The following is an 11,937-nucleotide window of genomic DNA, read 5'->3' on the forward strand; positions in this document are numbered from 1 at the left end:
GCGTCTCACGCCCTGAGACGTGAGCCGCGTTACTAACCGGTCACACAGCGCCTCACGCCCGCTAATCTCCCGCCGAGAGGCATGCGGAGCGGCTGCGCCGGATGGTTGACGCCGGTGACATCGGACGCCTGAGCGGGCAGGGCTTCTACAAGCACCGAAACCGCACAGGCCCCATGGGCCTCACCCCTGCGAGTGAATTCGGTATCGGTTCGCTCACAGACGGCAACCTCCGACCGCCTCCCGCAGTCAGAGGATGCAACACCGGACACCACACCGCGGAGCACGAGACGCACGCTTAGGGGAGCGCTATGCACATCAGGGGCGACCACGTAGAGCTGGTCGTCGGGGGCCGTCTCGACGTCCGCAGTGCGGCGGACGCCCGTACGGCTCTGCACACGGCCGTGGACGACGGAGTCGGCGACCTGGTGCTCGACCTGTCCGAGCTGGACTCCTGGGACGCCACCGGACTCGGCGTCATCATGGGCGTCCACCGACGGGCCGGCCGGTGCGGCCGCCGCCTGGTGCTGCGCGGGGTGCCTCCGCAGATGCAACGCCTGCTGGTGGCCACCCGACTGCACCGGATCCTCGCGATCGAGGGCGGTATCGGAGTGGAGTCCCTGCCCCGGGTCTGACCCCCGAGGGGGCGTGGCCTGCGGCGCGAAACATTCGACGGGCGCAATCCTCACGAGACTGTGACGGTTCGGGCGGCCCGGCACCCCGGGCTGTCGTAGATACTGTGCGAAGGTTTACGGTTCGTCTGCCCGCCGCTCTCAGCCCTCGAGCGGGCACCGGACCAGAAGCGACAGCGCAGTGTGCAGCAAGGCCGGGAGGGGCTACCGCCACACGACGCTTTTGGGGGGCTTGAACCTATGGACCCGAACACCCGGGGACCCGAGGAGTACGGCCAGGACGACGACGGCGGCACGCCGCGCCCGCGCCCGTCCAGGGACCCCCTCACACCCGACTTCGGCCAGCACACGCCGGCCCTGGCCCGCACCGTGCGGCTCGTCGCGGGCGAACACCTGCTCACGGTCAACCCGGTCGACGGCAGCGAGATAGAACTCCGCCCGCCCGGGGGCCCCTCCCGCTCGAGCGCAGCCGAGAGCGGGGGAGAAATACCGGAGCGCCCCGCCAAGCGCACCGCGGAGCAGCGAGCCGAGGCCGAGCGCGCCGCCCGGCCGCCGGCCCCCGCCGGAACCGCCCGGCCCGCCCAGCCGCTCCTGGGCCGCCAGGACGAACGCGAACAACTGGTCCGCCTGTTGGCCCGTGGCCGCTCCGTCCGCCTCACCGGCCCGGCCGGCTCCGGCCGCACCAGCCTTCTCGACCTCGTCGCCGAGGACTGCGAGGACCTCGCCCCCGACGGCGTCGTCCGCCTCACCGGCTTCCGTCGCACCTCGGCCGACCTGCTGCACGACCTCTTCCACGCCGTCTACGACGCCCCCCGGTACCGCCCCGAGGGCGACGACCTGAGCGCCCTGGTCCGCGAGATCGGCGCGGTCGTCGTGGTCGACGACCTCGACCTCGGCGGCACCGCCCTCGACGAACTCCTGGACGCGACGCCCGAGTGCGCCTTCCTGCTCGGCGCGACCCCGGACACCCCGCTGCCCTCCGCGGAGTCCGCCGTCGAGGAGGTCGTCCTCTCCGGACTGGACCGCGCGGGCGGCGTCGAGGTGATCGAGCACGCCGTCGGCCGCGTCCTCACCGAGGAGGAGGCCAACTGGGCCGGCGACCTGTGGTTCGAGTCCGAGGGCCTGCCGCTCCGGTTCGTCCAGGCCGGCGCCCTGCTCTCGCAGCGCGACCAGCTGCGGGCCGGCGCCGACGCGGTCGACGCGTTCGGTGTCTTCGAGGACGCCCGGCCGCTCGCCGGTTCCGTCGACGGCCTTGCCGGAGCCGGCGAGGCCGAGGAGATACCCCTGCCCTCGCTCGGCGAGGCCGCCGCGCCCGCGCCGCTGCTCGCCGCCCGCCTCAGCGCCTCCGCCCGCGCCACCCTGCGCTTCGCCGTCGCCCTGGACGGCGAGGTCCCGCACCAGGCGCACCTGCCCGCCCTGGTCGGCGACACCCACGCCGACGCGGCCCTCGGTGAACTGGCCGCCTGCGGACTCGTCTCCCCGGTCGGCACCCGCTACCGGCTCGCCGCCGGCGTCCAGACCCAGCTCGAGGCCGCCGGATACGCCGACGACGTCGAGACCCGCGCCCACTCCGCCGCCCAGCACTACGCCTGGTGGGCCGGACACCCCTCGGTCACACCCGAGCGGGTCTGCGCGGAGGCCGACGCCGTGCTCGCCGCCCTCACCGTGATCGTCCCCACGACGACCCGGACCGGCGAGGACGAGGAGTCCACCGCCGTCCAGCTTGCTCGCACCGCTGCGCCCGCGTTCGCCGCGGGCCTGCACTGGAGCGCCTGGGAGAGCACCCTGCACGAGGGCGCCGAGGCCGCCCGGCTCGCCGGGGAGTCCGCCGACCGCGCCTACTTCCACCACGAACTGGGCGTCCTCGCCCTCTGCGGCGGAGATCTCGACCGGGCCCGCTCCGAGCTGGAGGCCTCCCTCGCCCTGCGCGGGGCGATCGCCGACAAGCGCGGCACCGTCGCAGGCCGCCGCGCCCTCGCCCTGGTCACCGACCGCTCCGGGGACATACCCGGCCTCGCGGCGGCGACGGCCGGCGAGGAGGTGCCCGACGCCCGCCACGAGGAGTCGGCGTCCCCGCCACGCGGCATCCAGGCGGTGCTCCCGACCTACCCGCCGGAGGCCGAGACCGTCGTCGCCCGCCGTGAGCCCGTCGGTCCGCCGGTCCGCCACAACCGGGGCGGCCTGAAGAGCCTGGCCAAGCGCAACCTGGTCGCGGCCGGCGCGGGCGCGCTGCTCGTCGCCGTCCTCGGCACGGTCGTGACGCTCGGCGCGACTTCCAACAACGACGCCAACGACCCCTCCGACCGGGTCGGCGTCAACCCGTCCGCCAGCACCGGCCTGGACGACGGCGGCCTGGACTCGGACACCCCGGGCGACGACGCCGGTTCCGCCGACACGGGCGAGGCGACCAGCAGGCCGACGGACCCGGGCCCGGACGGCACGATGGGCACCTCGGACGACCCGACCTCCACGGGGGAGGCGGAGCCGTCGTCGGAGGCGAGCAGCTCACACGGGTCGGGGGGCGGTGGGTCGTCCCCGACGCCGACCTCGAAGCCGTCGTCGAGCACGAGTCCGAAGCCCTCGTCATCACCGTCGTCGTCGCCGAGTTCGTCCACCACGCCGAGCACGACGCCTCCGACCGAGACCACCGACCCGCCCAGCGGAACCCCCACCGGCGACCCGTCCACCGGGACCTCGGCCAGCGGTACCACCTCAAGCGCCCCGGTGTCGCCGAGCACGGCGGACACCACGCCCTCCTCCTCGGACTCGGTGATCTGAGCCGTCGGGCACATGAAAGGGCCGGGTTCCTCTCCAGGAACCCGGCCCTCTCGTCGTACGGGTGAGTGGGTCAGAACAGCCGCAGCTTGTCGTCCTCGATGCCCCGCATCGCGTTGTAGTCCAGGACCTGGCAGCCGATGCCGCGGTCCGTGGCGAGCACACGGGCCTGGGGCTTGATCTCCTGGGCCGCGAAGACGCCGCGGACCGGGGCGAGGTGCGGGTCGCGGTTCAACAGCTCCAGATAGCGCGTGAGTTGCTCGACGCCGTCGATCTCGCCGCGCCGCTTGATCTCCACCGCGACGGTCTGCCCCTCCGCGTCCCGGCACAGGATGTCGACCGGGCCGATGGCGGTCATGTACTCGCGGCGGATGAGGGTGTAGCCCTCGCCGAGGGTCTCGATGCGGTCGGCGAGCAGCTCCTGGAGGTGTGCTTCCACGCCGTCCTTGATCAGGCCGGGATCGACGCCGAGTTCGTGCGACGAGTCGTGGAGGATCTCCTCCATCGTGATGATGAGCTTCTCTCCGCCCTTGTTGACGACGGTCCAGACGCCTTCCTCTTCGCCCGTGCCCTCCTTCAGAGTGCAGGGCGGCGACATCCAGTTCAGGGGCTTGTAGGCCCGGTCGTCCGCGTGGATCGAGACGCTGCCGTCCGCCTTCACCAGGATGAGACGAGGGGCGGAGGGCAGGTGGGCGGTGAGCCGGCCGGCGTAGTCCACGGAGCACCGGGCGATGACGAGACGCATGGTGCACAACGCTATCCGACGCCCCACCGGGCACGCGATTCGCCCGCCCGTCTCCCACCCCCACCCTCAACCGAGGCCCCTTCGGGCCCGCCCCTTTCGACCTGGTAACCCATCGTTCGCCAGCTGCTCGACAGTGGCCGATTGTGTGCCTACTTGGAGTTCCCTATGTGCCCATTCTCCTGGTGCGGTCACGGTCCGTTGCCTACCGTAGTGAACGGGAGGTCGCGATGCGTGTACTCAGCGTGTGCGGTGTTTCGGCATGCGAACTCCCTTTCCCTGTCCGGCAACCCCTGTTGTTCCGGGGGTGCGAGAGGAGTACCCATGTCGCTCGACGTCTCACCGGCCCTACTCGAACAGGCCGAGCGAGGCGAGGTCGACGAAGTAGAATTCGTCGACTGCGTCCGGACCTCCCTGCCTTACGCATGGGAGATGGTCAGCTCCCTGGTGGCCCAGCTGAAGGTGGACGGCGGAGACTTCGCCGACAACCAGACGCCCCCGCCGGACGAGCAGGCACGCGGGCAGTTGCTGCGCGCGCTCGCGAGTGACGCCATACGCGGCGCGCTTCAGCGGCACTTCGGTGTGCGGCTGGCCTTCCAGAACTGCCACCGGGTGGCGGTGTTCCCGTTGGAGCCGGCTGTCGACGAGAAGCTCGCCCGTTTCACCTCGGTCCGCAGCCAGGTGCTGAACCAGTCCCCGGAATTCCGGGACTGCTGACACGTGAGCTTGTTGCTTGCCGCTCCTGACGCGGGAGGATCCATCGGTACGGGAGTGGCAAGCCTCGCGGCCGGCTGGGCTGTTCACCGGAGGTGGGGGAGCACCTCCGAGCCCAGCCGCCGTACGTTCTCCTCGGTGGCCGCCAGGTCGCCGGAACCTTCGACCAGCAGGGCGAAACGCGAGATGCCGGTCCGCTCGCTGGTCGCCGCGAGGCGGTCGACGCACAGCCGTGGGGTGCCCACCGGGTGCAGCCCGCAGAGCAGTTCGGTGTACGCCACCGGGTCCCGCATGGAACGGGCCCGGCCGTCCACCGTGACATGCGCGTCGAGTCCCTGCCTCAGCCAGCCCGGCATCGCCTTCACCAGGGTCTCCACCGCGTCCGTGCGCCGGTCCGCGATCTGGCAGACCCCCGCCGAGACATGCGCCGCGCCCCGGATCTCGTCCCCGGACCGCCCGGCCGCGCGCGCGTACTGCCGCCACGCGGCGACCATCTCGGCCTTCTCCTCGTCCCCCACGTGCATGCCGAGGAGCATCGGCAGCCCGCGCTCGGCGGCCAGCCGTACGCTCGCCGGCGAGGTGCACGCGACGACGACCTCCGGGCCCGACGCGTCCGTGAGCGCCTCCGACGGCCTGGGGACGACGGGGACTTCGCGGAAGCGGAACCGCTCGCCGTCGGCCCCCACCGAGGGGTCGCGCAGCCAGCGCACCAGCAGATCGAGTGATTCCGGGAACCCTTGCTCGTACGCCTCCAGGCCCGCGCCGAACACCTCCAGGTCCACCCACGGGCCGCCGCGCCCCACGCCCAGCGAGAAGCGGCCGCCACTCGTCAAGTGCAGCAGCGCGGCCTGCTCGCCCAGGGCGACGGGGTGGACGGTGGGCAGTACGCTGACCGCGGTGCCGACCCGGATGCGGCGGGTGCGGCCCAGCAGCAGAGCGGCGAGCGTGACCGCCGACGGGCACGTGCCGTACGGCACGAAGTGGTGCTCGGCCAGCCAGACCGAGTCGAGGCCCGCCTCCTCGGCCACCTCGGCCGAGCGGACCGCGCGGTGCAGCGCCTCGCCCTGACCCTGGCCGGGGAACTGGGCTCCCAACACGAAACTTCCAACGCGCATGGACTTTCCTGCTTCCTTGGCTCCGACACGGAGCTCCCCCACCCGGCATAACCGTCTGACACGTGCCGAGGACACGGCCTGGCGGAGAGATTTGCGGATTGTCTGGAGAATGGGGCGCCGGGGAGGGCGACTTGTGGGGACCGCTGCCCTACGGGTACCCGCGCGCACGCCGCGTAGGCTGGACACCAATCCTGCTTCCTGTATAGCCCGTGAGGTGTCCCGTGTCCCCGCGTCGCAACCGCCCCAAGGGTGAGGGCTCGTCCGACCAGAGCGCCGAGGACGACCGCGCGAGCCGTTACGGCGGCTGGCAGTCCGCGGAGAGCTGGCAGGGCGAGCAGTGGAGCGTGCGGCACGTGGCCGGCGCGAGCGCGCAGGGCAAGGCGTACCGGTGCCCCGGCTGCGACCAGCTGATCCCCGACGGTGTGCCGCATGTCGTCGTCTGGCCCGAGCACGCGGGCGTCGACGACCGCCGGCACTGGCACAAGGCGTGCTGGAACGCACGGGACCGCCGCACCCCAGGGGTGCGGCGGTCCCGTAACGCGCCGAAGTTTTAGGGCCTGTCCGGCGGATCATGCCGGAGACGCGGGGTCTGGCACGCCGATCTGCGGCGTTGTCGTCGGTTGCCGACGCTCCGCGTCGACGCCCTCCTCCGCCTTGCAGCTCAACGCAGACCCCGCTCACCCGCAGTGATGAGGTGCCGTGGCTTTCCTCCGACCTGATCCGCCGAACAGGCCCTAGCCCTCAGACGTCGCGCTTCTCCAGCAGGGCGAAGGCGCCGCCGAGCACGGCGGCGGTCACGCCGAGCGCGATCCACAGCGGGTCCCAGCCGCTCGGCCCGCTCTCGCTGAGCGAGGTCGAGTAGAAGACGCTCAGCTGGTTCGGGATCGAGTACTCGAACAGGGCCTGGCGCAGGTCCTCCAGCGAGGACGAGAACATGAAGATCGCGATGACCAGCGGGGCCAGCAGGACGCCGATCATGATGGTGATGGCGCCGGCCGAGTGCCGGATGATCGAGCCGACGGCCAGCGAGATCAGCCCGAGCAGCGCGATGTAGAGGGACACACCGAAGGTGGCCTTGAGCCACTCCGAGCCGGTCGGCTGCCGGGCGTCGCCCAGCATGCCCACGTCCACCATGGCGACGAAGCCCGAGGACACGAGCGTGACGACGAACGCGACGGCGAAGAACACGACCGCCTTCGCGGCGAGCACCCGGCCGCGGGACGGGCAGGCCACCATCGTCGTCCGGATCATGCCGGTGCCGTACTCCGAGGCCGTGGTCAGCACGCCGAGCGTGATGACGCACATGCTGCCCAGGAGCAGCCCGAAGAAGCCGAACGACAGGGCGGTGTCGCCCGCGAGGTCGCCCTCGGTCGCGTTCGCGGCGACGACGGCGCCGGCCAGTAGTCCGATGCCGACGACGAGCAGCACGAACACGCCCAGCGTCCACATCGTGGAGCGCACCGAGCGGATCTTCGTCCACTCCGAGGCGATGGCGTGCCCGAGGTGCGTGCGCACGATCGGGATCGGCGAGGTGTAGGCGGGGCCGGTCGCGGCGTACGCGGGGCCGGGCGCCCCCTGCCAGGCGGGCGCGGCCTGCGGCGACGGGTGCTGCGGGGTGCTCATCGGGCGTCCTCGGACTTGGTCGGGGCGGCGTCGGGGGCGGGCGCGGCGGGTGCGGCCGGGGCCGGCTCGGGCGCGGCGGCCACCGGGGCGGGGGCGGCCGCGGGCGGCGCCTTCTCCAGCGATGCCGGGGCCGGCGGCTGGGCCGGGGCCTGTGCGGGCGCCTGCGCGTACGGGTTGGCCCCGTTCGGGTCGGGCGCCGTGGCGGGTGCCCCGGGGGCGCCGTACGCCCCGTAGGAGGCCGCCGGGGGCGTCTGGGCCGGCTGCGGCGGCGCGTATCCGGGGTGCTGCGGGGGCGGCGGGGCGTACCAGCCCGGCTGGCCCTGGCCCGGCACCGGCATGGGCGGCTGTGCGCCGAGCGGCAGCTGCTGCTGGAGGCCGGCCTTCTGGTCGATGGTGGACCGGTAGTCGACGGCGCCCTGCGTCATCCGCATGTACGCCTCCTCCAGCGAGGCCTGGTGCGGCGACAGCTCCCACAGGCGTACGTCGGTGTCATGGGCGATGTCGCTGATGCGAGGCAGCGGCAGCCCGGTCACCCGCAGCGCGCCGTCCTGCTCGGGCATCACATGGCCGCCCGCCTCGGTGAGCGCGGAGGCCAGCTTCTCGCGCAGCTGCGGTTCGGTGTGCGGGGTGCGGACCCGCGCGAAGTCGGCGGAGTTGGCCGAGATGAAGTCCGTCACGCTCATGTCGGAGAGCAGCTGCCCGCGCCCGATCACGATCAGGTGGTCGGCGGTCACCGCCATCTCGCTCATGAGGTGGGAGGAGACGAACACCGTGCGGCCCTCGGCGGCCAGCGACTTCATCAGGTTGCGCACCCAGAGGATGCCCTCGGGGTCGAGGCCGTTGACCGGCTCGTCGAAGAGCAGCACCTGCGGGTCGCCGAGCAGCGCGGCGGCGATGCCGAGCCGCTGGCCCATGCCCAGGGAGAAGCCCTTGGAGCGCTTGCGCGCCACGTCCTGGAGGCCGACCACGCCGAGCACCTCGTCGACCCGCCGGGCCGGGATGCCGGACAGCTGGGCCAGGCTCAGCAGGTGGTTGCGGGCGTGCCGGCCGCCGTGCACCGCCTTGGCATCCAGCAGGGCGCCCACCTGGCGGGCGGCGTTCGGCAGCTTGCGGTACGGGTAGCCGCCGATCGTCACCGTCCCGGAGGTCGGGTTGTCCAGGCCCAGGATCATCCGCATGGTCGTCGACTTGCCCGAGCCGTTCGGCCCGAGGAAGCCGGTGACGGCGCCGGGCCGTACCTGGAAGGAAAGGTTGTACACAGCGGTCTTGTCGCCGTAGCGCTTGGTCAGGCCGACTGCTTCGATCATGCTCCGCACCCATCGAAAGGTTCAGGACAGCAGGGCACACGCCCCCGTAAGGGTTAGGAGACTATCGGGGCGCTGACGGTTCCGCTCAAATGAAAGCAAAGCCCAAAGCGTTACGCGTCGCGTTTCTTCAGCAGGAGGTAGCCGCCCGCGAGCGCGGCGACCGCCCACAGCGCCATGATGGCGAACCCGCCCCAGGGGCCGTACGGGGTGTCGTCGTCGATCGGCGTGACCACCTGCATGATCTTGCTGCCCGCCTGGTCGGGCAGATACCGGCCGATCTTCTTCGTCGCGGAGACGTTGCCGAGGATGTTGGAGATCAGGAAGAAGAACGGCATCAGGATGCCGAGCGACAGCATCGGTGAGCGCAGCATCGTGGCCACACCCATCGAGAACACGGCGATGAGCGTCATGTACAGACCGCCGCCGATGACCGCCCGCAGGACTCCGGTGTCCCCGATCGACGCCCTGTGGGAGCCGAGCATGGCCTGCCCCAGGAAGAACGTGACGAAGCTGGTGGCCAGCCCCACGGCCAGCGCGAGCCCGGTGGCCACCGCGATCTTGCTGAACAGGAAGGTGCCGCGCTGCGGCACGGCGGCCAGCGAGGTGCGGATCATGCCGGTGCTGTACTCGTTCGACACGACCAGCACCCCGAACACGATCATCGCGAGCTGGCCGAGGCTCATCCCGGCGAAGCTGATGAAGGTGGGGTCGAAGGAGAGCCGGTCGTCGCGGCTCATGTTGTCGAACTCGTTCCTCGACAGCGCCGAGATCAGCATGCCGAGGGCGATGGTGACCACCACGGCGAGCGAGAGCGTCCACACGGTGGAGGCCACCGACCGGATCTTGGTCCACTCGGACCGGACGACCTGGGTCGCCGCCATCATCAGCTCCTCGTCCAGTCGTCGCCCCACTGCGGTCCGGGCCGCTCGACCTGCTCGAGCGGGCCGGGGGGCGTGTCCGTGTGCGCGTGGTACTCCACCGACTCCGCGGTCAGCTGCATGAACGCCTCCTCCAGGGAGGCCCGCTGGGGGCTCAGCTCGTGCAGCACGATCTGGTGCTGCGCGGCCAGCTCCCCGATGTGCTCGGACTTGCCGCCGTCGGCCTCCAGCACCCCGCTGCCGGACTCGACGACCAGGATCCCGGCGCCGTGCAGCACGTCCAGCAGCCGCTCCCGCTGCGGGGTACGGATGCGGACGTACGAGCGCGAGTTCTGCGCGATGAAGTCGGCCATCGAGGTGTCGGCGAGCAGCCGGCCCTGCCCGATGACGACGAGGTGATCGGCGGTCAGCGCCATCTCGCTCATGAGGTGGGAGGAGACGAACACGGTCCGCCCCTGCGCGGCGAGGGACTTCATCAGGTTGCGGATCCAGTGGATGCCCTCGGGGTCGAGGCCGTTGACCGGCTCGTCGAACATCAGGATCCGGGGGTCGCCGAGGAGCGCGCCCGCGATGCCCAGCCGCTGCCCCATGCCCAGCGAGAACCCCTTGGCCTTCTTCTTCGCCACGGAGGTGAGACCGACGGTGTCCAGTACCTCGTGCACCCGGCTCTTCGGGATGCCGTTGCTCTGCGCCAGGCACAGCAGATGGTTGAAGGCGCTGCGCCCGCCGTGCATGGCCTTGGCGTCCAGCAGGGCGCCGATGTACTTGAGGGGGTCCTTCAGCCGGTCGTAGTGCTGCCCGTCGATCCGGACGTCCCCGGCGGTCGGCCGGTCGAGGCCCAGCATCATCCGCATGGTGGTGGACTTGCCGGCGCCGTTGGGACCGAGGAAGCCCGTGACGATGCCCGGTCTGACGGTGCAGGTGAGGTTGTTCACCGCGACCTTCTCGCCGTACCGCTTCGTCAGGCCCGACAGCTCGATCATGCGGCCACGCTAAAGCGCGACAAAGCCCTCTGCCACCGGAGTGGCGGAGGGCTTCGCCGATGTTCGGTCGCCGTACCGGTGGACGTTACCGGGACTGCTGCGCCGGGACCCCGCGGGAGATCGGCTCGTCGTCCGTGGACGGCGTGCCGGCCGCGGCCACCGCGGCGCCGGTCAGCGTGGCGAGCATCTCGCGGACGTTCGTCAGCTGGGCGTTGATCGAGTCGCGGCGGTTGGTGAGGGCCGCCAGCTCGCGCTCGGACTCGGAACGGATGCGGTCCGCCTTGGCATTGGCGTCGGCCACGATGTCCTCGGCCTGGCGCTGCGCCGTCTCGACGGTCTGACGGGCCCGGCGCTCGGCGTCGGTGCGCAGCTTCTCGGCCTCGAGGCGCAGCTGCTCCGCGCGGTGCTCGATCTCCGCGAGACGCTTCTCCGCCTTCTGCTGACGGGACGCCAGGTCGCGCTCCGACTGCTCGCGACGCTTGGCGAGGTTGGTCTCGAAGTCGGCGGCGGCCTGCGCGGCCTTGGCACGGGTCTCCTCGAAGAGGGCGTCCGCCTCCTCACGCTTCGACTGCGCGTCCTTCTGCGCCTCGGAACGCAGCTGCGACGCGTCGCTCTTGGCCTTCTCGACGATCCGGACGCCCTCGTCCTCGGACTTGGCCTTGCGCTCCGCAGCGAACGATTCTGCGTCGTTGCGCACCTGCTGGGCCGCCGACTCGGCGAGCTCACGGTGCTGCTCGGCCGCGCGACGGGCCTCCTCGCGCAGATCCTTGGCCTCTTCCTCGGCGAGGCGGAGGATCTTCTCGACACGCGCGCCGAGACCGGCGTACGACGGTTCCGCGTCGCTTACCTGAGCCTGGGCGTTCTGCGTCTCGAGGTGGAGCTCCTCGATGCGCTTTTCCAGAGCAGTGATACGGGCCAGAGCGCTGTCACGGTCGGAGACGAGCTTCGAGATGCGTTCGTCCACCTGAGCGCGGTCGTACCCACGCCGCACAAGCTCGAAGCCGTAGGGGGAAGTGTCGCTCATGGGGTTCCTGTCGAATGAGACCGGTGAGGTGATAGGTGGAATCCTAGGGGCCTGAGCGGTGTGTCATCGAGCGTATGCGTGTTTGATCTGGAGAATGACACCCCTTTTGGGTGGCTGAGCGGCAGACCGCTTGCCAAAGGTCCGGTC

11 protein-coding genes are annotated in these 11,937 nt (G+C 71.4%); 4 read left to right on the forward strand and 7 right to left on the reverse strand.

Annotated features, from left to right (window positions below; all coding sequences use genetic code 11):
• Positions 1-308: 308 nt before the first annotated feature.
• Entirely contained in the window at positions 309-632 is a 324-nt protein-coding gene (locus tag G9272_RS30550; RefSeq protein WP_020131168.1) for an STAS domain-containing protein, read from the forward strand.
• Positions 633-869: 237 nt separating this feature from the next.
• Positions 870-3,407 carry an ATP-binding protein gene (locus tag G9272_RS30555; protein WP_171399488.1) on the forward strand — a complete coding sequence of 846 codons (2,538 nt, stop codon included), beginning with the start codon at positions 870-872 and terminating at the stop codon, positions 3,405-3,407.
• Between the two features lie 70 nt (positions 3,408-3,477).
• Here the strand turns inward: G9272_RS30555 and nucS are convergent, their stop codons facing one another.
• On the reverse strand, positions 3,478-4,149 hold the full coding sequence (gene nucS / locus G9272_RS30560; protein ID WP_171399489.1) for an endonuclease NucS: 672 nt from the start codon (positions 4,147-4,149) through the stop codon (positions 3,478-3,480).
• 321 nt (positions 4,150-4,470) lie between these two features.
• Between nucS and G9272_RS30565 the strand changes: the two genes are divergently transcribed.
• A complete protein-coding gene (locus G9272_RS30565) occupies positions 4,471-4,863 on the forward strand; it encodes an SCO5389 family protein (protein ID WP_171399490.1) in 393 nt (130 codons plus the stop codon).
• 83 nt (positions 4,864-4,946) lie between these two features.
• Here G9272_RS30565 and G9272_RS30570 read toward each other — a convergent pair whose 3' ends face one another.
• Positions 4,947-5,975: an LLM class flavin-dependent oxidoreductase gene (locus tag G9272_RS30570; protein ID WP_171399491.1), complete on the reverse strand. Its 1,029-nt coding sequence runs from the start codon at positions 5,973-5,975 to the stop codon at positions 4,947-4,949.
• A 221-nt stretch (positions 5,976-6,196) separates the two neighbouring features.
• Between G9272_RS30570 and G9272_RS30575 the strand changes: the two genes are divergently transcribed.
• Positions 6,197-6,529 carry an ATP/GTP-binding protein gene (locus tag G9272_RS30575; protein ID WP_171399492.1) on the forward strand — a complete coding sequence of 111 codons (333 nt, stop codon included), beginning with the start codon at positions 6,197-6,199 and terminating at the stop codon, positions 6,527-6,529.
• A gap of 187 nt (positions 6,530-6,716) precedes the next feature.
• Here the strand turns inward: G9272_RS30575 and G9272_RS30580 are convergent, their stop codons facing one another.
• From G9272_RS30580 to G9272_RS30600, 5 genes are all read right to left on the reverse strand, one after another.
• The gene (locus tag G9272_RS30580; RefSeq protein ID WP_171399493.1) at positions 6,717-7,598 is read right to left on the reverse strand and encodes an ABC transporter permease; all 882 of its coding nucleotides are present in this window, start codon (positions 7,596-7,598) and stop codon (positions 6,717-6,719) included.
• Positions 7,595-8,905, reverse strand: a complete 1,311-nt coding sequence (locus G9272_RS30585) for an ABC transporter ATP-binding protein (RefSeq protein WP_171399494.1) — start codon at positions 8,903-8,905, stop codon at positions 7,595-7,597. The genes G9272_RS30580 and G9272_RS30585 overlap by 4 nt, the downstream gene beginning before the upstream one ends.
• 110 nt (positions 8,906-9,015) lie before the next feature.
• A complete protein-coding gene (locus G9272_RS30590) occupies positions 9,016-9,786 on the reverse strand; it encodes an ABC transporter permease (RefSeq protein ID WP_171399495.1) in 771 nt (256 codons plus the stop codon).
• Positions 9,787-9,788: 2 nt separating this feature from the next.
• Complete coding sequence (locus G9272_RS30595; RefSeq protein ID WP_171399496.1) at positions 9,789-10,766, reverse strand: ABC transporter ATP-binding protein; 978 nt, start codon at positions 10,764-10,766, stop codon at positions 9,789-9,791.
• Between the two features lie 85 nt (positions 10,767-10,851).
• Complete coding sequence (locus G9272_RS30600) at positions 10,852-11,790, reverse strand: cellulose-binding protein (protein WP_020131158.1); 939 nt, start codon at positions 11,788-11,790, stop codon at positions 10,852-10,854.
• Positions 11,791-11,937 lie beyond the last annotated feature (147 nt).

Origin of the sequence: Streptomyces asoensis (genome assembly GCF_013085465.1) — a bacterium.
GTDB lineage: Bacteria > Actinomycetota > Actinomycetes > Streptomycetales > Streptomycetaceae > Streptomyces > Streptomyces cacaoi_A.

Bases quoted from the DNA above. Each gene is read 5' to 3' on its own strand.
- G9272_RS30565 (WP_171399490.1), top strand. From the start codon at position 4,471: ATGTCGCTCGACGTCTCACCGGCCCTACTCGAACAGGCCGAGCGAGGC.
- G9272_RS30580 (WP_171399493.1), bottom strand. From the start codon at position 7,598: ATGAGCACCCCGCAGCACCCGTCGCCGCAGGCCGCGCCCGCCTGGCAG.
- G9272_RS30555 (WP_171399488.1), top strand. From the start codon at position 870: ATGGACCCGAACACCCGGGGACCCGAGGAGTACGGCCAGGACGACGAC.
- G9272_RS30585 (WP_171399494.1), bottom strand. From the start codon at position 8,905: ATGATCGAAGCAGTCGGCCTGACCAAGCGCTACGGCGACAAGACCGCT.
- G9272_RS30590 (WP_171399495.1), bottom strand. From the start codon at position 9,786: ATGGCGGCGACCCAGGTCGTCCGGTCCGAGTGGACCAAGATCCGGTCG.
- G9272_RS30595 (WP_171399496.1), bottom strand. From the start codon at position 10,766: ATGATCGAGCTGTCGGGCCTGACGAAGCGGTACGGCGAGAAGGTCGCG.
- G9272_RS30550 (WP_020131168.1), top strand. From the start codon at position 309: ATGCACATCAGGGGCGACCACGTAGAGCTGGTCGTCGGGGGCCGTCTC.
- nucS (WP_171399489.1), bottom strand. From the start codon at position 4,149: ATGCGTCTCGTCATCGCCCGGTGCTCCGTGGACTACGCCGGCCGGCTC.
- G9272_RS30570 (WP_171399491.1), bottom strand. From the start codon at position 5,975: ATGCGCGTTGGAAGTTTCGTGTTGGGAGCCCAGTTCCCCGGCCAGGGT.
- G9272_RS30600 (WP_020131158.1), bottom strand. From the start codon at position 11,790: ATGAGCGACACTTCCCCCTACGGCTTCGAGCTTGTGCGGCGTGGGTAC.